We start from the raw sequence: 23372 nt of genomic DNA, 5'->3' as shown, positions 1-23372 counted from the left end.
CATGAGGCGCCAAGTGGGAGAACTAAGGATGGCTCTACGCGGGTTGATAGGGATGGTGCTTGCCGTGTTTTGCTCCCTCGCGCAGGCACAGGAGACCGGGACGCCACCGGCGGTCATTCACCTGGCCAGCGAAGACTGGGAGGATTACACCGCCGCCGACGGCCATGGACTGGGCTGGGACGTGCTGCGACAAGTCTTCGAACCGGCGGGCGTCAAGCTCGACATTCGCACTGAACCCTACCTGCGCTCGGTAGGCCTGGCCGAGCGCGGCGAGGTCGACGCCTGTGTCGGTTCCTATCGCGACGAATCCAGCGAGCTGCTTTATCCCCGCTGGAACTTCGATACCGACCACATCTACGCCTTGGGGCTGACCAGCAGCCCGGTGCCAACCCCGGAAACCCTGGGCAATTATCGGTTGGCTTGGGTGCGTGGCTACGATTACCAGCATTACCTGCCCAATGTGCAGCACTTTGCTGAAGTGCAGCGGCGTACCGGCATCGTGTCGATGCTGACCCACAAGCGTACCGACTTTTACATCGACGCCCTGACCGAGGTTGATTACGTCCTCAACCGGGCCAAGGATCCGGCGCAGCTGCGACGCACCCATATCGCCGAACTGCCCCTCTACCTGTGCTTCGCCAAAACCCCGCAGGCCCGCACGCTGATGGCCTTGTTTGACCAGCGCATGGAACAGCTGGTGAAAAGCGGCGAGCTCAAGCCCATCTTCGAACGCTGGAAACAGCCTTACCCGTTTGATGAGAACTGAAGGGCTCCCACAGGGGCGGTGTCGTCAGGGGGGGCATATCAAACTTTTTGATAGTTATCCCCGATAATTCAGCCTAAGCGCCATCCGGAACCTGCTGTTACAATGCCGGCCTGCGAATCTTCAGACTTTTAGATCAGGAGCACACAGGTGCCTGTCGTTTTTGTCGCCGCTTGCAAGCTGCCAACGCCTTTTGCGCAATTCACCATGCATGGCTTTCTTGATGAAGCCACCGGCCGTGAGCACGTTGTGCTGAGCCTGGGCGAGATTGCCGACGGTGCCCCGGTACTCGGCCGGTTGCACTCCGAATGCCTGACGGGCGATGCCTTGTTCAGCCAGCGTTGTGACTGCGGCTCGCAACTCGAGGCCGCGTTGCAGGCGATTGCCCGCGAAGGTCGCGGCGTATTGCTGTACTTGCGTCAGGAAGGCCGTGGCATTGGCCTGCTGAACAAGATCCGCGCCTATGAGCTGCAGGATGGCGGTGCCGATACCGTTGAAGCCAACGAGCGCCTGGGCTTTGCCGCTGACCAGCGCGACTACGCCATGTGCCTGCCGATGCTGGAGCACCTGGGCGTGAAATCCCTGCGTTTGATGACCAACAACCCACGCAAGGTCAAAGCCTTGACCGACATGGGCATCGTGGTTGCCGAGCGCGTACCGTTGCACACCGGTCACAATCCCCATAACAAACTCTACCTGGCGACCAAGGCCAGCAAACTTGACCACATGATGGGCAATGAGCATCAGGGCGAGGTTGACCGGGCGTGACACGCGGTCAGGTGCGGCGGCGACTGGCCGTCAACTGGTGGCAATACCTGGCGCTGGCCTTGTTGCCGCTGTTCGTGATCAACGGCGTGTTCGGCCAGAGCGAGGCGATCTTGCCGGTGCTGGCGATGCCATTGTTCGTCGGCGGTGTGGCTTCGATGTTTGTCAGCCTGAAGTTTTTCGGTGGTTACAAACACGCATTGATCGCCACCCAGAAAGCCCTCGATACCCCTGAAGAACCTGCCGCTTGGATCAGTCTGGCCGCCACACGGCGTACGGCATTTCTCGCTGCCGGCCTGCCGGCGTGGATCGGTGCCCTGGCCGTGTTCGTCGGCCTCGAAGCCGTGCCGCTGGTGCTGCTGGCACTGTCGACCACGGTGCTGTTCTACCTCTACCGCATTCCGCGTCAACTCGGCTGATGCGTGCTGCCTGGCTGGCGGTTCTGCTGCTGGCCGTCAGCGCCTCGGCAGCAGCGGTCGAGCGGGTGGTCAGCCTGGCGCCATCGCTCTCTGAAATCGTTGTCGAACTGGGTTCAGCCGACCTGCTGGTGGGGGTGCTGGATGCCGGTGAGCGTCCTGCCGAACTCAAAGACCTGCCGTCCGTTGGCCGCTACGGCCAGTTGGACATGGAGCGGCTGCTCAGCCTGAAGCCCGACTTGCTGCTGCTGTGGCCCGACAGCGTCGGCCCGGCCCAGCGTGAACAACTAAAGCACCTGAACATCCCGACCTACGTCGCCGAGCCACATGACCTGGACCAACTCGCCGCGCAAATCGAGGCGATTGCCACGCAACTCGGCCGTCCGGAGCGCGGTGTCTCACGGGCGACGGGGTTAAGGCAACGGCTGACGGAATTGCGTCAACGTTATCGCCGTGATCAACCATTAGGGGTGTTTTATCAGGTCTGGGATCGGCCGCTGTACACCATTGGGGGTGGGCAGATCATCAGTGATGCGCTCGAAGTCTGTGGGGCGCGGAATGTCTTCGGCGACCAGACGCTGGCCGCGCCGCAGATCAGTGTGGAGGCGGTGCTGCAGCGCAATCCGCAGGTGATCCTGGCCGGCGATCAGGCGCAACTTGATGCGTGGAAGGCATGGCCGCAGGTGGAGGCGGTGGCGAAGGGGCAGTTGCTGTTGGTGACGGATAAAGGCCTGGAGCGACCCAGCGGGCAAATGATCGAAGCGACCGCCAAGCTTTGCCAGTTGATCGCACCTGATCGTTGAGGCCGAGGCGTCAGCAATGACAACGCAGATCCCCTGTGTGCGAGCTTGCTCGCGATGAGGCCAGCCCGAACACCGCTCATTTCAGATCAGATCTCCGGGGTCCACGTCACCCCGAACATCCAGGTTTGACCTTCCTCTCGATACCCATACTGACTGCCTTCATGGCTATACAGTACCCGGGTGTAGTCCTTGTCCAGCAGGTTATCGACTTTTAGCTCCAGCTTGATCTCGTGATTGAGTTCCCAACTGCTGCGCAGCCCCAACAAGGCATAGCCGCCCAAGGGCTGTTGATTGTTCAGATCGTCATAGCTGCTGCTCACCGCTTGCCAGCTGGCGCCGAGGCCCAGCCGGTCGAACTGCCGATCCAGATCCAGGCTCAAGGTGCGCCGGGCACGCCGCGCCAGGGTATGGCCGGTGTCGCGATCGCGGGGATCGATGATTGCCACGCCGAGATTGCTCTGCCAGCCGAAAAGTTCTTGTTTCAACGCCGCTTCGAAGCCGTTGATCCGTGCCGAAGCCACGTTCTGCGGGCGTGAGTTGCTGCCGAAGATGATCGCGTCTTGCAAATCGGTGCGGTACAGCGAGGCTTCCAGGCGACTGTCCTCGGTCAACTGGCTGCGCCATTGCAGCTCATAGCTCTTTGACGTTTCAGGCTTCAGGTCCGGGTTGCTGAAGTCCGGGTAATACAGGTCGTTGAAGGTCGGCGCGCGGAAGCCTTCGCTGTAACTCAGCAGCACATCGTTATCCGGGTTCAACGGCAGGGTGAACGTGCCGCTCCAGCTGTTCTGGCCGCCAAACTGCTGATTGTCATCGTGACGCAGGCCCAGCTCGGTGGAGAAACTGTCCGCCTGATAGCGGTGCTGGATGAACGCCGCCCGGTTCCAGCGGCTGTCTTCGTCGAAGTCCGTGCTGCTGTTGATCCGGTCTTCGTACCAGTCGCCGCCGAGGATCAGGCTGTTGCGCTCGTTGAGCTTCAGATCGTTCTGCCAGGTCAGTGAGTCGCGGTATGTGTTGAAAACGCTGCGTTCATCGCTGAGTTTGTCGAGGGTCTTGTCGCGGTTTTCGCTGTGGCCGAATTCGACGCGGGTTTTCCAGAGGTCATTCACCCGCGCGTCGATGTAGCTGCTGACGCTGCTCACGTCGAATTCGCTGTAGGGCTGCTGCTGCACCGACTCGAAGGTAACGGGATCAAAGCGCCCGAACGGGTTGTCGAACGCGTTTTTGCCGTGGTTATCCAGCAGGTTGGCGCCGACTTCGATGTCGTCGGTGAGTGCGTGGCTCAGGCTCAGGCTCAGCGACTTGTTGCGGTATTCGTCGTGATCGCCATCACTGGGATACGACTCGCGGGTGCGGTTGATCCCGGCGGTTTCATCAAGGCTGGTGCCCAGGTTGAAACGGGTACGCTCATCGCCGCCGGACAGGCCAAGGCTGCGCTCCCAGGTCTGGTTGCTGCCAAAGCCCATGTGCAAGCGCGGTTGCAGGCCTTGCTGGTCGCCGCGACGGGTAAAGATCTGGATCACACCGCCAATCGCATCGCTGCCGTAAATCGCCGAGCGGGAGCCGCGCAGCACTTCCACGCGCTCGACCTGCTCGATGTTGATGTGTTGCAGGTTGCTGTCACCGGAGGTCGAGTTGCCGATCCGTTGGCCGTCCACCAGTACCAGGCTCTGGGCCGATTGAGTGCCGCGGATATAAACCCCGGGCAAGCTGCCACGACCACCGGTTTGCGCCACTTGCACGCCCGGCACTCGACGCAGCAGGTCTGTGACGCTGTCCGGTTGCAGGCGGTCGATGTCTTCGCGGGTGAACACGGTATTGGCGGCGCTGCTGTCGTTGCGCGCTTCGACCTGGCGGTTGGCGCTGATCAGCACGTCGGGCAGTTTCAGGGCTTGATCGCGTTCGAAAGTCTCGGCGAGGGTATTGGCGGCGGGTAGCAGAAGCAGGGGCAGGGCGACGCGGGCAAACTTCATTGATAGTCCGATGGTGCTTTGAGGCAAATACAGTTTTGAGAGCCCACAAAACACTGTGGGAGCGGGCTTGCCCGCGAAGGCGTCGGTAGCCAACATTGATGTTGGATAAGCCGGCCTCTTCGCGGGCAAGCCCGCTCCCACAGGGAAAGTGTGTTTAGCGGTTAAGCAGTTGCAGCCGTTCGCGGATCGCGGCTTCGATTCCGGCCTCGTCCAATCCACACTCGGCCAGCATTTGCGCAGGCTTGGCGTGTTCGACGTAAGTGTCCGGCAAGCCTAGATGCAGCATCGACTTGAGGATGTTTTCCCGGGCAAGGAACTCGCTGACCGCACCACCGGCGCCGCCCATGATCGCGTTCTCTTCGACGGTCACCAGCAGCTCATGGCTGGCGGCGATTTCACGTACCAGTGCTTCATCCAGTGGTTTGACGAAACGCATGTCGACCACGGTGGCATCCAGCGTCTCGGCCACTTTCATCGCCTCGGCCAGTTGCACGCCAAACACCAGCAGGGCGACTTTGCTGCCTTGACGGCGCACCACTCCCTTGCCGATTTCGATCGGTTCGAGGTTCTTCTCGATGGTCGCATTCGGGCCGGTGCCGCGCGGGTAGCGCACAGCCGCCGGGCCTTCGTACAGATGACCGGTGGTGAGCATTTTGCGCAGCTCGTTTTCGTCGCTCGGGGTCATCACCAGCATGCCGGGAATGCAGCGCAGGAACGACAGGTCGAAGCTGCCGGCGTGCGTCGGGCCGTCTTCGCCCACCAGACCTGCGCGGTCAATGGCGAACAATACGTCGAGGTTCTGCACTGCCACGTCATGGATCAGTTGGTCGTAGCCGCGCTGCAGGAAGGTCGAGTAGATCGCCACCACCGGTTTCGCGCCTTCGCAGGCCATGCCGGCGGCAAGGGTCACGGCGTGTTGCTCGGCAATCGCCACGTCGAAGTAGCGCAGCGGGAAGCGCTCGCTGAAAGCCACCAGGTCGGAGCCTTCCTTCATCGCCGGGGTAATGCCCACCAGGCGCGGGTCGGCCGCAGCCATGTCGCACAGCCACTCACCGAACACACCGGAATACTTCGGTCCGCTGGCCTTTTTCGGCGCAGCGGCAGGGGCGTCCAGCGGTTCGAGCTTGGTGATCGCATGGTAGCCGATCGGATCGACTTCAGCAGGCGCGAAGCCCTTGCCCTTCTTGGTGACGACGTGCAGGAACTGCGGGCCTTTCAGATCGCGCATGTTGCGCAGGGTGGCGATCAGGGTCGGCAGGTCGTGGCCATCGATCGGGCCGATGTAGTTCCAGCCCAGTTCTTCGAACAGGGTACCGGGCACCAGCATGCCTTTTGCGTATTCTTCGGTGCGACGGGCGATTTCCCAGGCGCCGGGCAGGCGCGACAGCACTTTCTTGCTGCCTTCGCGCATGCTGGCGTAGGTGCGGCTGGACAGGATCTTCGCCAGATAGTTGGACAAGCCGCCGACGTTGTGCGAGATCGACATGTCGTTGTCGTTGAGGATCACCAGCATGTCGGCGTTGACTTCCGGCGCGTGGTTCAGCGCTTCGAACGCCATGCCGGCGGTCAAGGCGCCGTCGCCGATCACCGCGATGGCCTTGCGATCATTGTTTTGCAGGCGCGAGGCAATTGCCATGCCCAGCGCTGCGCTGATCGAGGTACTGGAGTGACCGACGCCGAAAGTGTCGTATTCGCTCTCGGAGCGGCGCGGGAAGGCGGCGATGCCGTCCTTCTGGCGCAGGGTGCCCATGCGCTCGCGACGACCGGTTAGGATCTTGTGCGGATAAGCCTGATGACCCACGTCCCACACCAGCCGGTCGTCCGGGGTGTCGAAGACGTAATGCAACGCGATGGTCAGCTCGATCACGCCCAGGCCGGCACCGAAATGCCCACCGGTCTGACCGACCGTGTAGAGCAATTCCAGGCGCAACTCATCGGCCAGGGTTTCCAGCTCGGCTTCGCCTAACCGGCGCAGGCCGTCCGGCGTGTTCGCGCGGTCGAGCAGGGGCGTGGTTGGGCGCTTGCGGGGAATCTCATGAAACGTCGTGGGCATCAGGCGAATCGTTATAGGTATAAAAGATGCGGCAGTTTACCTGATGCATCGGTCCCTGCCCACGCGTTGGTCTTTTTTGACCGATTGGCCGTCAGCTGCGGCGCTCGACGATATAGCGGGCCAGATCGCGCAGAGGCTCTGCCGCCGCGTCAAACGGTCGCAGCGCGTGCAGTGCCTGATCGCGCAATTCCAGGGCGTAGGCCTTGGCGGCTTCGAGGCCGAGCAGGGCCGGGTAGGTCGGCTTGTCGCGGGCAATGTCGGCGCCCTGGCGTTTGCCGAGGGTTTCGGTATCGCTTTCAACGTCGAGAATGTCGTCCTGGACCTGGAATGCCAGACCAATGGCCTGTGCATAAGTCTGCAGGGACTTCAGTTCGTCCTTCTGCGCGTGACCACTGGCCAGTGCGCCGAGCTTGACGCTGACTTCGATCAGCGCACCGGTCTTGTGTCGGTGCATGTATTCAAGGGCTTTTTGATCGAGCTTCAGACCGACCGAACCCAAATCGATGGCCTGACCGCCGACCATGCCCGCCGGGCCTGCGGCCAATGCCAGGGCGCTGACCATCTGCAGGCGAATCTCTGCGTCGGCGTTGCTCAGGCGCGGGTCGAGCAGGGCGCTGAAGGCCAGGCTCTGCAAACCGTCGCCAGCGAGGATCGCGCACGCTTCATCGAATTTTTTGTGCGTGGTGGGCTGGCCGCGACGCAGGTCGTCGTCGTCCATGGCCGGCAAATCGTCGTGCACCAGCGAGTAGGCGTGGATCAGCTCCACCGCGCAGGCCGCGCCGTTGGCTTGCTCGGCCTTGCCGCCCAGGGCTTCGCACGCGGCGTAGGCCAGCAGCGGGCGCACGCGCTTGCCGCCGTTCATCACGCTGTAGCGCATGGCTTCGTACAGGCGCGCCAGCTCAGGGCCGGGTGCGGTGAACAGGGTTTCCAGAGCCGCATTGACTCGAGCCTGGCTGGTCGCTGAATACGCTGCAATCATTCTGGTTGATCCGCGTCGAAGGGTTCCTCGGCCAACTCGCCATCACGCTCGAGCAGCACCTGAACCTTTTGCTCGGCCTGGGCCAGCGCCGCCTGGCAATCGCGGGTCAGACCGATGCCTTGCTCGAAAGCGGTCAGCGAGTCTTCCAGCGACAATTCACCATTCTCCAGGCGCTCGACCAGCGTTTGCAGGTCGGCGAGAGATTGTTCGAAATCCAGTGCAGCTTTTTTGCGGGCCATGGCGGCGATTTCCGGTTGACGTTAAACCGGCGCGACACTAGCAGACATGGGGTTTATGGGCAAATGAGCGGGGCATTTGGCGGCTAAACCCTGTGGCGAGGGAGCGAGGTCACTTGCCATAGGGTGATGGAGTCGAGCCATCCGGATCACGGATTTTATAGCGGGTACTGCGCCCGCCACCCGGCAGGCGTTGCAAACAGCCTTTTTCCAACAGTTCGGCCAGATGGCGGGTTGCAGTGGCTTTGGACACTTTCGCCACGGCCTGATACTGAGCTGCGCTGATCCCGCTTTCGAAACCGCGCTCTCCGCCATCGAGCATGCGATTCAGTACTTTGGTCTGTTCGACCGACAGTTCGGATTCCCGGTGCGCCTGCCAGAAACGCGCTTTGGCCAGCACCGACTCGATCCTCGCCATTGCCTGCTGCAGGCTGCGCAGCAAGGTGTGTAAAAACCATTGCAGCCATTCGGTGATGTCCAGCGTCGCTTTCTGGCTGGTTTCCAAGACGCGGTAGTAGCCTGAGCGATCCTCGAGAATGCTCGCCGACATGGCGTAGAAACGGATTGCCTGAGCCTCGCCTTGAGCCAGCGCAAGGTCGGTGATGGTTCGCGTCAAGCGACCATTGCCATCGTCAAAAGGGTGGAGCGTGACAAACCAGAAGTGCGCGACGCCGGCACGCAACAGCGGATCGAGCGCGGCCTGATGACGGCTGCTTTCAAACCAGTCGAGGAAGGTTTCGAGTTGTTGTTCAAGGCCCCGGCGGGGCGGCGCTTCGAAGTGGACTGTGGGCTTGTCGAGACGGCCCGACACCACTTGCATCGGATCATCGCCGCGCAATGCGCCAACACGGATACTCCGTGCGGCGAGATCAGTGTCCTGATCCGGGAACAGCCATGCATGCCAATCCAGCAAGCGCTCAAGGGTCAACGGCTCGGCGAAATGCTGCGTTGCATCAAGCATCAGGCGGGCCAGGCCTTCGCTGCGTTGGCTGACGTTATCGCCACCCATCACTTCAAGTCCCAAACGCCGCGCCAGTGAAGAGCGGACCGAGCCGACATTCAGCTGTTCACCTTCGATGGCGGACGAGGTGACGATGTTTTGCAGCAATGCATCCAGCTCGCTCTGCGCACTCAGCGAACTGCCGACGGAACTGACCATGCCCATCAATCGACCTTGTGCCTGGACGCACTCGCGCAGTAACGGTGCCAAGCGCTCGGCGTGCCAAGTGAAATTCGGCCAATCAGGCTGTTGCCAGATCCAGTGAGGTGCCATGTATTTGATGCTCTGGGGTGAGTGAGCCGATTAGAAGGGCTATTCGGCTCATATACTGAGCCGAATATGACCCTTATTCGGCTCACCGTCCACTCACCTGCGTGATTTGCGCCGCATTTTCAGAGGGATGTGATTGTTAGCTGCGGCCATGGCGGCTAACCTTCGCGCCCTATACGACCCGACAGTCACGGGTCTTTCAGACGAAACGCAGTATCAACCTCTGTAACGCGCCGAGGATCGGGCGCAAGGTTTCGTCATGCATGGCAGGAGGCATCACATGCGTTCAATTCTTTTGCTGCTGTTCGGCTGGCTCTGTGCGCCTGCACTCCTGGCCGCGCCGAGTGCCGAGGTGTCGGAGCCCATTGGTGGTTGGCGCTACAACGGCCTGCTGGACCGGACGGAAAACCCGCAAGTGGCCTATCCCACGCCGCCCATCGACAGGGGCGTGCAGCGCAATCGCACGATGATCGAGGGTCAGCTCAAGGCCCTTGGCACGCAACGCGGCCCCCATACCCTGGCGGTCAACGGCAATCCGTTGAACCTGTACACCGACGATCAGGGGCGTTTCGCCCGGCCCTATGCGTTCGGCGCCGGCTCCAACAGCGTCGAAGTGCGCAGTGTCGAGGGGCAGTCGCTCAAGCGGGTTCAGTTCTATGAAGCCAACAACCTGCGCACCCCGGCGCGGATTCGGGTGGTACTCGGTTGGGACGACCCGAAAGCTGAGCTCGACCTGCACATCATTACCCCGGATGGTCAGCATGCGTTCTGGGCTCATACGGCGCTGACCAACGGCGGCGGCCTGGACCCTGATGGCGTCGATGGTCCCGGCCCGGAAATGTTCACCATGACCGCGCCGCTGCATGGCACCTATCTGGTTTACGTGAACTATTGGGGCAACTTTGGCAGTGGCGGCTATAACTTCGATGAGGCCAGCAACCAGAACGAGGTAATCACCTCGCAGATCAACCTGGTGCTCAACGAAAACACCGTCGACGAAAAACGCGAAACCTTCATCGTGCCCTTGCGTGCGATCGGCGACCTGCTGCTGGTCAAGACTTTCAACTATTAAACATCCCGCACCACGGATGAATTGGGTTTTGTGAAATGAGTGAAAACATCGTGTCCCCAGCCGCCGATGCATCGGCCGCCAAACCTTCCCGGCGCTGGCCGGCGCTATTGCTTGGGTTGGGCCTGGCCGCCGTTGTGGCGGGCGGGGTGGGGTGGTTTCTGCACAAACCCAAGGTGCCTGCGCCCGTATTGGCCAGCGACAAGCTGGGCATGAGCCGGCCGGATGGCCTGTTGGAAACCCACTCCTTGAGCCAATTGCCCAAGGATCTGCTGGCGGTGCCGTTCCTCAAGGAAACCCTCACCGAAGATTTCGTCTTCTATTACGAAACCCACGCGGATCGCCTCGGGCTGATCGGCAGTCTGCGGCGGATCATTTACGAGCATGACCTGAAGTTGCAGGACAGCCTGATCGAACAGCTCTTCGATCAACCCGCCGACGTGGCGCTGTGGCGCGGGGCCGATGGTCGGCTCAAGGATTTCCTGCTGGTGATGGATCGCGGCGGACTGGCCAAGGTGCTGGAACCACTGGCCAAGGTGGCGCTGGATGATTCACAGCTGAGCAAAATTGCCGATGTGAAGGTTGGCAGCGACGATGTCGCGCTCTATCAGCTCACCTACAACGCCAGCAAGGCGCTGGTGTTTGCCTCCCATGGCGACAAACTGGTGGTGCTGTCCAATCCATCGAAACTCTACGACCCGCAAAGTGGCCAGGCCGAGGAGCCGGGCAGTGTCTCGACAGCCGCCATCGCCGCGCTGCTCAACGGCGACAAACTGTTCCCCGAAGCATTCGGCCTGCCGCCGCGCGCGCCTGAAGTGAAGCAACGCCTGTCGGTCAACGCCAGTGTGCTGGCGATGGGGTATCAGCGTTTCATTCCGAACTTCGCCGGGCTGCGGTTCGACATGGACGACAAGGGCTGGCACAGCTTCCTCGCCATGGATGAACTGGACGATCAGCCGGGCTTCGATTTCAAACCGATCTGGCAAGCCATGCCCATGGGTGCCAGCGCCTGCGTGGCCTTGCCGCTTGCCGCCGAACAACAGAAACCGCTGCTGGTAAAACTCGGCGCCGACGAGAAGGTGGCGCAGGCCTTGACCGAACACATGGCCGGAGCCGCGGGCCTGTGCTGGTACGCCGATTCGCGGCTGTACACGCCGCTGCTGGTGGCCGGCCTGAACGATAAGGACAGCGCCAGACTCGATGGTGATCTGGGCAAACTGTTCGGCTCGATGGTCGGCGCCTACGAAGGCAAGGTCGAAGATCACGCGTTCCCGGTGGTCGAAAAACAGGAGGGCCCGACCCATCAGTGGCAGCGCCAGGTCAGCTCAAACTTCGGTCCGTACGCGGCCAAAGACGCCGAAGACCCGGACGCGATCACCGGCAAGGCTTTCATGCGCGTCAGCCTGGCGCGTCACGGTTCGACGCTGCTGTTCTCCCTCGACGACAAACTGGTGGACAAGGCGCTCGGCACCCTCGACAAGCGCTTCCCACCGATGGCCGACGTGGTGCCGAAAGACCTGCTGATGCCGATCTACTTCGGCCCGGAGTCCATGGCCCAGCTGATGCAACAGGAAACCCTCGACAGCCTGCCCCAGGACATGGAGCCGGTGTTCTACAACGCCGCGCAAACCTACCTCATCCCGAAACTGCGCAAGCTCGGCGGTTACGGCAAGTACGCACTGACCTTGCCTGAAGGCAGCGAACCCGACGGCCACTGGCAATGGCTGCCACTGGAATGGAAAGCCCTGTGACTGGATTGATCCGAAGCCTCGGCCTGCTCGCGCTGCTGCTGAGCGCGGCTGCCCGGGCTGTCGAAACCCCGGCGCTCGACCCGCAGCAATCCCAAGTGTTCCGCGCCTGGTTCGTGCGCATCGCTCAGGAGCAATTGAGCCAGGGCCCGAGCCCGCGCTGGTATCAACAGGACTGCGCCGGGCTGGTGCGTTTCGCCGCCAATGAAGCGCTGAAAGTCCATGACGACAAATGGCTGCGCAGCAATGGCCTGTCCAATCGCTACCTGCCGCCAGAGCTGCCATTGAGTGATGCCCAGCGCGGTCTCGCCCGGCAATGGCAGCAGGGCGGCGGCAAGGTCGGGCCGTACGTCAACGCGATCAAGCTGATTCAGTTCAACAGCCATCTGGTCGGCCGTGATGTGGCCCAGGCGCGTCCCGGCGACCTGATGTTTTTCGATCAGGGCGACGACCAGCACCTGATGATCTGGATGGGTCGCTACATCGCCTATCACACCGGCACCACCACACCCACTGACAACGGCATGCGCTCCGCAAGCCTGCAACAACTCATGACATGGAAGGACACCCGATGGATACCCGATGCAGCCAACCCCAACTTCATCGGCGTTTATCGACTGAATTTTCTCTCCCAATGATCGGTGCCCGCATGTTGCGTTTTCTGCCTCTGCTGTTGCTAATGGCGCTGCCTTTTTCGGTGGTGAATGCCGAAGACACCGTTGAACCGAGTGGCTATACGCCGGTGGCCGGGGAGAGTTTCTTTCTGCTGGCCGACAGCAGTTTCGCCAGCGACGAACAGGCGATGGTGCGTCTCGAAGCACCAGGCCGCGACTATCGCCGGTTCCGCATGGAACCCTACGGCGGCGCCGACATTCGCGTGTATCGCATCGACAAGCCGCTGGATTTCCTCAAGCGCCAGAAGAACCTGCACCGGGTGGTCAGCGACGGCCAGTTCAAGGGCGAGGGCCTGTCCAATACCCTCGCGTACCTGTGGGACAACTGGTACCGCAAGTCTCGCCGGGTGATGCAGCGGGCGTTTTCCTACGAGTCGCGTAAACAAGTCACCGAGCACGTGCCGGAACTGAAGATGGGCAACGCCATGGCCGCGCCAACGCCCTACGACGCGCAGCCGCAATTCGCATTGATTCCGGGGCTGCCAGTGGTCAGTCAGTTCCGCTACCCGTTGTGGCAGGCCAAGCCGATCCAGCCACCGGAAGGGGTGAACCTCGCGGGCTCCTCCAGCGAGTTCGTCAGCGTCGCGCCGGGCAACGTCTATATCCCGTTGGGCAACCTGAAACCGGGCCTGTATCTGGTGGAAGCGCTGATCGGCAAGTACCGGGCAACCACCATGGTCTTCGTTTCCAACACCGTGGCCGTGAGCAAGATTGCCGGCGATGAATTGCTGGTGTGGGCGGCGCGCAAGCACGAAGGCAGTGCGGTGCCCAAGGTCAATGTGTTGTGGACCGACGGCCTCGGCGTGATGAGCAGCGGCGCCACTGATGCCGAGGGTCTGCTGCGCCTGAAACACGTCAGCCCCGAGCGCTCGTTCGTGATAGGCGAAGACGAAGAAGGCGGCGTATTCGTCTCGGAAAACTTCTACTACGACAGCGAAATCTACGACACCAAACTCTATGCCTTCACCGACCGGCCGCTGTACCGGCCGGGGGATTGGGTGTCGCTGAAAATCGTCGGTCGCGAGTTCAAGAACGCCCGGGATTCGGTGCCGCCAGGCGCCGCCGACATCAACATGACCGTGCTCGATGCCACCGGTACGGCCCTGCAAACCCTGGACTTGAAACTGGATTCCAAGGCCGGCACCCAGGCGCGTTTCCAGTTGCCCGACAATGCCGTGGCCGGCGGTTATGAGCTGCGTTTCAGTTACAAGGATCAAGCCTACAGCAGCGCCTTCCGGGTCGCCGAGTACATCAAGCCGCACTTCGAGATTTCACTGAACCTGTCCAGGCAGGACTACCGCACCGGCGAAGCGGTCAAGGGCAGTCTCGTGTTGCTGTATCCAGACGGCAAACCGGTAGCCAATGCCAAATTGAGCCTGAGCTTGCGTGCTCAGCAGCTGTCGATGGTCGACAACGAGCTGCAATACCTCGGTCAATTCCCGGTGGAGCTGACCAGCACCGAACTGACCACCGACGCCAAGGGCAACGCCACCCTCGAACTGCCGGCTGCGGAGAAACCGAGTCGCTACATGCTCACCGTGTTCGCCAGCGATGGCGCGGCGTATCGGGTCAAGACCACCAAGGAAATCCTCATCGATCGCGGCGCCGCGAATTTCCGCTTGAGCGCGCCGCAGCGTTTCAGCGCGGTGGGCGACAAGGTGGTATTCAGCTACGCCAATGAAAGCGAGCAGGGCCAGTCGGTCACGCCGAGCAGTTATGGCTGGGTGCGTCTGGAGGACCAGAGCACCGGCGAAGGCAAACTGACGGCCACCGACAAGGCTTTCACCCTGGCGTTCGAGCGCCCTGGTACCTACAACCTGACACTCAGGGATGACCACGGCCGAACCCTTGGCGCCACCGGTCATTCGGTCACCGGAGACGGCGTCAAAGCGGTGCCGGGCACCGTTGAAATTGTCCTCGACAAACCCGAGTACAAGGCCGGCGACGAAGCCCTGGCGTTGATGACGTTCCCCGAGCCGATCAGTGATGCACTGCTGTCGCTCGAACGTGACAAGGTCGAGGCCACCGCGTTGCTGTCCAGGGGCGGTGACTGGCTGAAGATGGAAAAACTCAGCGACACCCAATACCGCGCGCGCATTCCGGTGAAGGACAGTTTCGCACCGAACCTGACCTTCTCGGTGCTGTACACCAAGGGCGGTCAGTACAGTTTCCAGAACGCCGGCATCAAGGTGATTGCGCCGCAGATAGACGTGGCCATCGCCACCGATAAAGACACCTATCAACCCGGCGATACCGTGTCGGTGGACCTGACCACCCAGTTCGCCGGCAAGCCGATCCCGGCGCACCTGACGGTCAGCGTGGTCGACGAAATGGTCTACGCGTTGCAGCCGGAAGTCTCGCCGACCATCGACCAGTTCTTCTACCACCCACGGCGCAATAACGTGCGTACCAGCGCCAGCCTGTCGTTTATCAGCTACGACGTGGCGTTGCCGGGCAGCCCTGGTGCACCGGGCAAGGCCAACCGCAGCGAACGTGGCGTGAAGGTGCTGGAACGGCCGCGCCGCGAAGACGTCGACACCGCTGCGTGGCAGCCGGAGCTGGTGACCGATGCCAGTGGCAAGACCCGTTTCACCTTCAAGATGCCGGATTCGCTGACCCGCTGGCGCATCACCGCCCGGGCCATCGCCGATGACGGTCTGGTCGGGCAGAAAAAACAGTTCGTGCGTTCGGAGAAACCGCTGTACCTGAAATGGAGCGGGCCGAGCACATTCCGCACGGGCGATAAGCCGAATCTCGGCGTGTTCGCCTTCAGCCAGGCAGAAAACCCGGTCAAGGCCGAGCTGGTGACTCATTACGCGGGCAACGAGCAGCGCGTGCCCGTGACGCTGAGCAACGGCATCAACTACATCGCGTTGCCTGAGTTCTCCCTGGCCAGTGGCGAGTGGACCGCCGAGTTGGTGCAGGGCGGCAAAACCGCTGATGCCTTGGCCGTGCGCCTGACCGCCACCGGTGAAGGGTGGCAGGTCACAAAGAGCCAAAGCCTGGACGTGAGCGTCGGCGATACGCCGCTGACGCTGCCGGCCGACGCCACGGATATTCGCCTGCGCCTGGATGACAGCCCGCAAGCGCTGTTCCGTTCGGCACTGGATGATCTGCTGAGCTACCCCTATGGCGGCGTCGAACAAACCGCCAGTCGTTTGTTGCCACTGAGCATGGCCTATCCGACCTTGGCGTCGAACCCGCAGGTCCGCGACCGCTTGCGCCTGATCATGCAGAACAGCCGCTTGCGGCTGGTGCAAATGGCCGGGCCGTCGGCGAGTTTCACCTGGTGGGGCATGGACGGCGAGCCGGACGCGTTCCTGACCGCCTATGCCTATTACGCCGACTGGCACGCCAGCAAAGTGCTGGAGCTGAGCCTGCCGCCAGAGCACTGGCAGCGGGTGTTGGAGGTCTATTCGAAGCAGGCGAAAAACACGCCGCTGTTACAGCGCGCGCTGATTCTGTCGTTCGCCAAACAGATGCAATTGCCGGTGAACACCTTGCTCAGCGGACTGATGGATGACCTGGCAAAAGCGGGCGAGGGCAATGCCGCGAACCTGATGGACGATGGCGAAGACAGCATCGTCATGAGTGATCCGGATTCAGCGTTGGGTCTGGCCGCCGCCCGGGCGCTGACGGCGTCGTTGGCCAAGCAATCGAAGGTCACGCTGCCCGACGCTTTCAACCGGCAGCTGGCGGATGCACAGCAACGCCTGGCCGTCAGTTCTCAGCCGTTTGCCGAAGCCCTGAATCTGTCGCTGCAAGCCTTCGATCAGGCCCATGCGCAGGCGTTGCTGCAGCGCTTGCTGCCCCGGCAATCGACCCTGGAACGGGCGTTGGCGCTGACCTGGCTGCAGCGCAGCATCGAACAGGCTTCACCTGCCATTGCCCTGGCACCGGGTGAAGGCTGGAAGAAAAAATACGGTGATACCGGCGAGGTGTATTGGACCTGGCAAGGAGCTACGCCTGTGCCGACGGTATTGTCGTTAAGCGGCACCCAGGAGCGTCCATTGCGGGCTGCGTTGAGCTTCCGAAGCCAGCAACCCACCGTCGATCCGATGGCCGTGACCATCACCCGTCGCCTGTCTCGGCTGGTGCCGGGGGATGAAGCGTTCACCTTCAAACTGGAGGCGGTCGGCAACGCGCCGTTGTCCAGCGACAGCCTATACCTGGACGAAGTGATCCTCACCAGCAAAGCCGCCAAACCGCTGCGCTACGGCATGCTCGAAGTGCCGTTGCCACCGGGCGCCGATGTTGAGCGCACTACCTGGGGCATCAAGTTGATGGGCAAGGCCGGCACCGAACCCACGGCACTGGAAAAGGCCCGTTTCGAGCCGGGGCAACTGGCCTATGCCGTGCCGGTGGATGCGCTGAGCGGTGAGCTGCGCCTGCGTCATCTGGTGCGTTTCTCGCAGAAAGGCCAATTCAACCTGCCGCCGACGCGCTTCACTCAGGTGTATGCGCCAGAGCATCAGGCTCAAGAGCAGAAACCGGCGCTCGGTCAGGTCACGGTCCACTGACATGCAACGGCTTCTGGTCTGCTGGCTGTTGTGTTTGATCCCTGCGCTGGCCACGGCGCAGGACGAACCGCTGCATCTGGCGTTCAAGGGTGATTTGCTGTCCTTGAGCCGGACTCAGTTGCTGTCGCGCGAGCCGTTGCCCGATACCTTGCAGACCCCGCTGGGCAGTGTGTGGAAGTTGTTTGTCTACAGCTGGCTGGTGGACACCGACGCACGCGAACCCGCTTATGAATGTCGTGGTCAGTCGAAGGAGGAAGTCTATTGCTGCACGGCGGGCGGCAAGATCGAACGTGATCAGGCGTTGGTCAAGTCCTGCGGGTTGTATTTCGAGCCGACGCGTCTGGGCATTTCCAGCGCCGATTGGCGAGCCTATTGGCAAACGCGACAGGCGCCGTCGTGGTTGCTGAACCTGGCTTCACTGCAGCCTGACACTCGGGTTCCTGTGGCCGAGTTGTTGCGCTCCCTGGCGCTACTGCCGGCTCAGGATCAGGCGCGTCGGGTATTGCTCGATGTGGTGCTCAATGCCGCAGACGGCAATGTGGTCGGCGAACTCGGCAGCCGGTTGCGGGTGAAAACCTGGAGCTGGCGGGGGGATCGGGATCCGGCGTCGCGCCAGGGTGGATTCGCCGGTTGGACGGCGGACGGTACGCCGATTTGGGCCGGTGGGCGTGGGACCAGTCAGCGGGTCTTGCGTGAGTATGGCCCTGCGTTGGCGACAGTGCTCCCGGCGTCATGGCCGGCCGAGACCGGAAAGTGCGTCGAGGTCAGCCTGTTCTCTCGTTATCCGTTGACGCGGGTACTGTCGGGAGGCCGCGTTGCAGCGTCCGGACCTTTACAGGGCGACTACCGCGTCGAATTCGCCAGCGGCAATCAGCTCGATATCCACAGCGATGGCGAACTGTTTTTAATGAAAGACCAACTGGTGGCGCGCCTGGACCGCGAAGAATACGTCGCTCGCGTGCTGCAACGTGAAGCCACCGCCGAACCCGCCGAAGCGGCCAAAGCCCTGGCCGTGGCCATTCGCACTTACCTGCTGCAAAACGCCACGCGCAACGGCGACTGCCTGAGCATCGACGACAGCAGCCAGCGCCAACGGGTCGCACCACGTCCGGCCAGCGCCGAAGCGCGCAACATCGCCGCCTGGACCAGTGATCTGGTACTGGCCGGCAGCGCAGTGACCTACCATTCCGATCAACCCGGCCCGGACAAACTGTCCTGGCAGCAAGCCGTCGAACAAGCCAACGCCGGTCAACGCTACGACGCCATCCTGCTGCACGCTTACCCACGTGCCAGCCTCAGCCGTTGGGACAATCCCGTCGCTTCCTGCGAAGCGCTGCCCGCCGCGCAAGACTGGCTGCAAAAGCAGCGTCGCGGCTGGCGTCCACGCCTGGAAAGCGAAACCGGCTACAACGAAGTCAGCACCTTCGCCGTCTGCCGCCTGACCTTCGGCCGTCCCTATGTCGACCGCGAACGCCAGCGCATCTACGTGCGCGGCGTGCTCTCGCTGCAAGACCGTCTCGACCTGACTCACGAATACCTGCACCTGGCCTTTGAAGCACACCCTAACGGCCAGGATGAAAACTACATCGAAGGGCTCGCCCGTCATCTTTTGCTGGAATAGACCATGACACTCCGTTATCCACAGGTCTTGCTGTTGCTTTGCGCGTTGGCCATGTTATCGCCGACCATGGCCGCCGACAGCGTCAAGCTCGACACCCCCGTAGGCGGTTGGCGCACTGGTGCGGTCGAAGGCGAGGGGGAAAATTTCCGCCAGACCGTCAATTACCCGGCCTCCTCGGTGAACACCCCGCCAGGCCAGGCCAACACCGCGCGCATCACTGGACAGATCAAAGCCACGCCCAAGTCGGCCGAACCCGGTCGGCTGATTGTGAACGGTGTCAGCATGCCGCTGAAAATCGATCCGGCGGGCCGCTTTGATCGCCCGTTTTCGTTTCCCAATGGCAGCAACAGCGTCGAAGTCCGCAGCCCCGACGGCCAGCAACGTCACCGCACGCAATTTCTCAACGCCAGCGGCGGCGCCACCCCGGCCAAATTGCGTGTTTTGCTGTCATGGGACAGCGACAACACCGACCTCGACCTGCACCTGATCACCCCCGATGGCGCGCACATCTGGTACGGCGACCGTGTCGCCCCCAACGGCGCGGCACTCGATGTCGACGTGACCACCGGCTACGGCCCGGAAATCTTCGCCATGCCCGCACCGATCAAGGGGCAGTATCTGGTGTATGTGAACTACTTCGGCGGTGGCTATCGCAGTGACGAAGAGGGCCAGGAAGAAGCGGTTCAAGCACTGACCACCGCGCAGGTCACGGTGATTACCGAGGAAGGCACGCCGAGTGAGAAGATCGAGACGTTTCTGGTGCCGATGCGGGCGGTGGGGGAGTTGACGTTGGTGAAGGCGTTTAGTTATCCGTGAGTGAAACAGTCGTATCACTTTCCTGCAGGCATTAAAAAGCCGGCTTGTGGCCGGCTTCTCGGGGACTGGCTTGGTTCATTTTTGGTAAACCGCGCCAGCCTTCAAAACGTACACCCGGATCTTGCGTCCGGCTGTGGGACTCGGCGAGAAAGTCATCTGCCTTGTCGGTGCGATCGTCTCCGCAGGGCGGGTCGATGCGCAAATGTGGGGCGCAGCATACTGATTTTTTGAGGAAATTCCCAGTCCGGTGTGCGAGATAGAGCTATTGGGTGGTTCTTGTGTTGAGTCTGCCGACGCCTTCGCGGGCAAGCCCGCTCCCACAAATCTCGAGTAATCCTGTGGGAGCGTGGCTAGCCCGCGATGAAAACGTTGCGGCGCTACAGAAATGGCACCTTCGGCCTGCGTTTGTTCAGCGTCGACCACCAGAACACCCAGCCGAGTACCTGAATGTTCTGTTCTTCGATCTGAGCGGCTCTGAAAATTTCGTCCGGGTATTCGACCCTGTTGTGGCTGCGCATGCGTATTGCATTACCGGGGATGCGGTGCAGGTATTTGATTCGCAGCATGCCGTCATGTTCGATCGCGTAGATCTCGCCATCGACAATGTCCTTGAGCCCGCAATCAATGCCGAGCAGGGAGCCGTCTTCAATTCTTTCGCCCATGCTGTTGCCGATCATGCGGGCACAGATGGCGTCGGTATGTTTGATTTCCAGGGAATCGAGGTAGTTGCGAGGCAATCGGAAGGATTGCTCGGGGTCTTTGACGACGTGGGTTTTGTGGGAGCCTGGAGTAATGGCCGCTTCTTTGTAGAAAGGCAGTTCAATGTCGGTAGGTTCGATGACCGTGTAGACACCGCGGATGGACTGGGCGTCGAACGTATGGCCGGACTCGTCGAGCAGGCGCAGGTGCCTGGCATCTTTCGGGCCTTCACCCGTTTTCAGCCATTCACTGTTTACCGATAGCTTTCTGGCAACCTCTTCCATGCAGTGGGCGGGCACGCCACGGGTGTACCAGTTGTGGGCTTTTTGCGGGACCGCGTCCAGGAACTCGGCAAATCCCGTTGTGGTGATCTTGGCTTCTTCGAGGAGCGCTTTAAAGCGAGGGCCGCTAGTGTTCTTTTTCATAAACACGAGTCTAAAGACGCGGAATAAGGCTTTGAATAAACGAATCGTTCAAATTTCGAGGAAAATTAACGCTGGATGTAAGACGTTCTTGGGGAAAATTAAACAAGAAAAAACCAAAGCAGAATTAGTTAAACAATTCGTTTAAACATCGGTTTCGAGCGCCCACAAAAAACCCCGGATCGACCGGGGTTTTTCTTGAAGCTTGTCGGTGGAAGCGTGCAGCCGCTTCTTAGCCTTTGTAGGCGGCAACCGACTTGGTGATCGCGGCGCGGGCAGCGTCTGCGCCGTCCCAGCCTTCGATTTTCACCCATTTGCCTTTTTCGAGATCTTTGTAGTTCGCGAAGAAGTGCTCGATCTGCTGAATCAGCAGGGGTGGCAGGTCGGTGTATTCCTTCACGTCGACGTACAGCTGGGACAGCTTGTCGTGTGGAACGGCGATGACTTTGGCATCGCCGCCGCCGTCGTCGGTCATGTTCAGAATGCCAACCGGACGAGCGCGGATCACGGAGCCTGGAGCAACCGGGTAAGGGGTTACGACCAGCACGTCGAGGGGATCACCGTCGTCGGCCAGGGTGTTCGGGATGTAACCGTAGTTGGCCGGGTAGAACATTGGGGTGGCCATGAAACGGTCAACGAACAGGCAATCGCTGTCTTTGTCGATTTCGTACTTGATCGGCGCGTGGTTGGCCGGGATCTCGATCGCGACGTAGATGTCGTTCGGCAGGTCTTTGCCAGCCGGAATCTTGCTGTAGCTCATTGGGCGTTGCCCCCGTTAGTTGACCAGAAACACTTGGCCGGATTGACCAAAAAGTGGCGGCGATTATAGGCATATTCCTGTGTCGACGCCACGTACCAGAGGTCGTAGACCTTAGTCATGTGCCTGATAGACCGGGTCCTCGGCGAGAAGTTGCTTGAGCCTCCTCAACGGGTCCTGGCGATAGAACAGTTGCAGCTGCTCGTAGACCCGTGGATAGGCCTCGTGCAGCAAATCCGGGGCGCTGAAGAAGTACTCGCTGGTCACCGCGAAAAATTCGGCCGGGTTCTCGGCGGCGTAAGGGTCTATCGCGGTCTCGGCGTCCGGGTTGCGATCCAGTTGCCGGTCAAGATCGTCGTAGGCTTCTTGCATGACCTTGGCCCAGTCGCTGACCCGCATGTCCGCGTGCAGCGGCGGCAGGCCGTTGGCGTCACCGTTGAGCATGTCGAGTTTGTGTGCCAGCTCGTGGATCACCAGGTTGTAGCCTTCCCAGCCACCACTGGCCATGACGCCGGGCCAGGCGAGGATGATCGGCCCCTGCTGCCAGGCCTCGCCGCTGTGCTCGCCATCCCATTCGTGCTCGACACCGCTGGCGTCGCGATGGCGCTGCGGACTGAGAAAATCGTCCGGGTAGAGGATGATTTCATGAAACCCCTGATACCAGTTCAGGTCGCCCAGGTGCAGCAGCGGCAGTTGTGCCTGGGCGGCGAGCAGCAGGCGTTGCTCCTGATGGAGTTCAACGCCGGGCAGGGCGGTCAGGTGTTTGTCTTGCAGGAACAGCACACTGGCTTCACGCAGCCACTGGTCTTCGGCGGCGCTGATGCCATCCAGAAAACTCAGTTGATGGCGCACCCGTTGCCACATGTCGTCGGCAATCGGGTGCTTGGCCAGGATGCGCTGGCGTCGCCAGGCGCTCAGGGACCACATCGTGAATCAGCGTGTTTCGGCTTTGGAGTTCGAGTTGCCGAAGCGGCTGCGGATCACGCCGATGATCATCGGCAGCAGTGACAGCAGAATGATGCCGACCACCAACAGTGACAGGTTTTTCTTGATGAACGGTACGTTGCCGAAGAAGTAACCGAGGGTCACCAGGCCGCCAACCCACAAAACAGTGCCGAAGACGCTGAAAGCAAAGAAGCGTGGGTAAGGCATCTTGCCGACGCCGGCGACGAACGGTGCAAAGGTGCGGATGATGGGCAGGAAGCGCGCCAGGGTCACGGTTTTGCCACCATGCTTGTCATAGAAGTCATGGGTTTGTTGCAGATAATCGCGGCGGAAGATTTTCGAGTTCGGGTTGCTGAACAGACGTTCGCCGGCCGTTCGCCCGATGATGTAGTTGGTACTGTCGCCGAGTATCGCCGCCAGCATTAGCAGCCCGCCCAGCAATACCGGATCCATACCGCCCCCGGCGGCCACGGCGCCGGCGATAAACAGCAGCGAGTCGCCCGGCAGGAACGGCATCACCACCAGACCGGTTTCACAGAAAATCACCATAAACAGAATGGCGTAAATCCAGGCCCCGTAGTTGGTTACGAGCATGTCGAGGTAGACGTCGAGATGCAGAACGATATCGATCGGGTTGAAATCCATGGTGAGCACCTGTGATGACGGCCCGACTCGGCAGGCCTGTGCAAATGACTTCGTGTAAGACTACGAACAGGGGTAGTTTTTCTTACAAGTAGGAGAGGTCGGGATTATACGGACTGAAAAGTGAAAAGAGCGTCGAGATTGTAGCGGGGCATTTCACTCGGACCGACGGTGGGCGCGCTCTGTTTTATACGCTTGCGCGTG

General features: G+C 61.2%; 19 protein-coding genes. 10 read left to right on the top strand and 9 right to left on the bottom strand.

The features are described 5' to 3' along the window. The first annotated feature begins 28 nt into the window (after positions 1–28). The 4 genes from F7R06_RS22130 (at position 29) to F7R06_RS22115 (ending at position 2747) form a co-directional block, all read left to right on the top strand. Positions 29–766: a substrate-binding periplasmic protein gene (locus F7R06_RS22130; protein ID WP_090325548.1), complete on the top strand. Its 738-nt coding sequence runs from the start codon at positions 29–31 to the stop codon at positions 764–766. 147 nt (positions 767–913) lie between these two features. Then, a complete protein-coding gene (gene ribA / locus F7R06_RS22125; protein ID WP_090325547.1) occupies positions 914–1531 on the top strand; it encodes a GTP cyclohydrolase II in 618 nt (205 codons plus the stop codon). Next, a complete protein-coding gene (locus tag F7R06_RS22120; RefSeq protein ID WP_090325545.1) occupies positions 1528–1947 on the top strand; it encodes an MFS transporter in 420 nt (139 codons plus the stop codon). The genes ribA and F7R06_RS22120 overlap by 4 nt, the downstream gene beginning before the upstream one ends. Continuing rightward, a complete protein-coding gene (locus F7R06_RS22115; protein WP_090325543.1) occupies positions 1947–2747 on the top strand; it encodes a cobalamin-binding protein in 801 nt (266 codons plus the stop codon). Before F7R06_RS22120 ends, F7R06_RS22115 begins: the two co-directional genes overlap by 1 nt. Positions 2748–2833: 86 nt before the next feature. On the opposite strand, the gene F7R06_RS22110 is transcribed toward F7R06_RS22115, so the two are convergent. The 5 genes from F7R06_RS22110 to F7R06_RS22090 form a co-directional block, all read right to left on the bottom strand. Beyond that, positions 2834–4717, bottom strand: a complete 1884-nt coding sequence (locus F7R06_RS22110; protein ID WP_090325541.1) for a TonB-dependent receptor domain-containing protein — start codon at positions 4715–4717, stop codon at positions 2834–2836. A gap of 154 nt (positions 4718–4871) precedes the next feature. Further along, positions 4872–6770, bottom strand: a complete 1899-nt coding sequence (gene dxs, locus F7R06_RS22105) for a 1-deoxy-D-xylulose-5-phosphate synthase (RefSeq protein ID WP_090325539.1) — start codon at positions 6768–6770, stop codon at positions 4872–4874. Between the two features lie 91 nt (positions 6771–6861). Beyond that, entirely contained in the window at positions 6862–7749 is an 888-nt protein-coding gene (gene ispA, locus F7R06_RS22100) for a (2E,6E)-farnesyl diphosphate synthase (protein WP_090325537.1), read from the bottom strand. After that, a complete protein-coding gene (locus F7R06_RS22095; RefSeq protein ID WP_007894317.1) occupies positions 7746–7988 on the bottom strand; it encodes an exodeoxyribonuclease VII small subunit in 243 nt (80 codons plus the stop codon). The genes ispA and F7R06_RS22095 overlap by 4 nt, the downstream gene beginning before the upstream one ends. A gap of 109 nt (positions 7989–8097) precedes the next feature. Beyond that, positions 8098–9258 (bottom strand): Fic family protein, encoded by a 1161-nt coding sequence (locus F7R06_RS22090; RefSeq protein WP_090325536.1) that lies wholly within the window; start codon positions 9256–9258, stop codon positions 8098–8100. A 277-nt stretch (positions 9259–9535) separates the two neighbouring features. Here F7R06_RS22090 and F7R06_RS22085 point away from each other — a divergent pair, with 277 nt between their 5' ends. The 6 genes from F7R06_RS22085 to F7R06_RS22060 are packed head-to-tail and all read left to right on the top strand — an operon-like array spanning position 9536 to position 19703. Next, a complete protein-coding gene (locus F7R06_RS22085) occupies positions 9536–10327 on the top strand; it encodes a YfaP family protein (protein ID WP_090325535.1) in 792 nt (263 codons plus the stop codon). 35 nt (positions 10328–10362) lie between these two features. Further along, entirely contained in the window at positions 10363–12075 is a 1713-nt protein-coding gene (locus tag F7R06_RS22080; RefSeq protein ID WP_090325534.1) for a DUF2138 domain-containing protein, read from the top strand. Beyond that, entirely contained in the window at positions 12060–12710 is a 651-nt protein-coding gene (locus tag F7R06_RS22075) for a DUF1175 domain-containing protein (RefSeq protein ID WP_090325533.1), read from the top strand. Before F7R06_RS22080 ends, F7R06_RS22075 begins: the two co-directional genes overlap by 16 nt. Then, positions 12707–17266 (top strand): alpha-2-macroglobulin family protein, encoded by a 4560-nt coding sequence (locus tag F7R06_RS22070; RefSeq protein WP_090325532.1) that lies wholly within the window; start codon positions 12707–12709, stop codon positions 17264–17266. Before F7R06_RS22075 ends, F7R06_RS22070 begins: the two co-directional genes overlap by 4 nt. A 1-nt stretch (position 17267) precedes the next feature. Then, the gene (locus tag F7R06_RS22065; protein WP_090325531.1) at positions 17268–18887 is read left to right on the top strand and encodes a DUF2300 domain-containing protein; all 1620 of its coding nucleotides are present in this window, start codon (positions 17268–17270) and stop codon (positions 18885–18887) included. A gap of 3 nt (positions 18888–18890) precedes the next feature. After that, a complete protein-coding gene (locus F7R06_RS22060; protein WP_090325530.1) occupies positions 18891–19703 on the top strand; it encodes a YfaP family protein in 813 nt (270 codons plus the stop codon). Positions 19704–20080: 377 nt separating this feature from the next. Here F7R06_RS22060 and F7R06_RS22055 read toward each other — a convergent pair whose 3' ends face one another. The 4 genes from F7R06_RS22055 to F7R06_RS22040 all read right to left on the bottom strand — a co-directional run bounded on the left by F7R06_RS22055 (position 20081) and on the right by F7R06_RS22040 (position 23171). Beyond that, positions 20081–20827, bottom strand: coding sequence for a S24 family peptidase (locus tag F7R06_RS22055; RefSeq protein ID WP_090325529.1), 747 nt, complete (start codon positions 20825–20827; stop codon positions 20081–20083). Between the two features lie 229 nt (positions 20828–21056). After that, positions 21057–21584: an inorganic diphosphatase gene (gene ppa, locus F7R06_RS22050; RefSeq protein WP_003228599.1), complete on the bottom strand. Its 528-nt coding sequence runs from the start codon at positions 21582–21584 to the stop codon at positions 21057–21059. Between the two features lie 111 nt (positions 21585–21695). Then, entirely contained in the window at positions 21696–22508 is an 813-nt protein-coding gene (locus F7R06_RS22045; RefSeq protein ID WP_090325528.1) for a M90 family metallopeptidase, read from the bottom strand. 6 nt (positions 22509–22514) lie between these two features. After that, complete coding sequence (locus tag F7R06_RS22040; RefSeq protein WP_090325526.1) at positions 22515–23171, bottom strand: DedA family protein; 657 nt, start codon at positions 23169–23171, stop codon at positions 22515–22517. Positions 23172–23372: the final 201 nt, after the last annotated feature.

It is taken from the genome of Pseudomonas moorei, assembly GCF_008801475.1.
Classification (GTDB): Bacteria; Pseudomonadota; Gammaproteobacteria; order Pseudomonadales; family Pseudomonadaceae; genus Aquipseudomonas; species Aquipseudomonas moorei.
The sequence above is the reverse complement of the archived record's forward strand: the minus strand, read 5'-3'. Positions and strand labels throughout refer to the sequence as shown.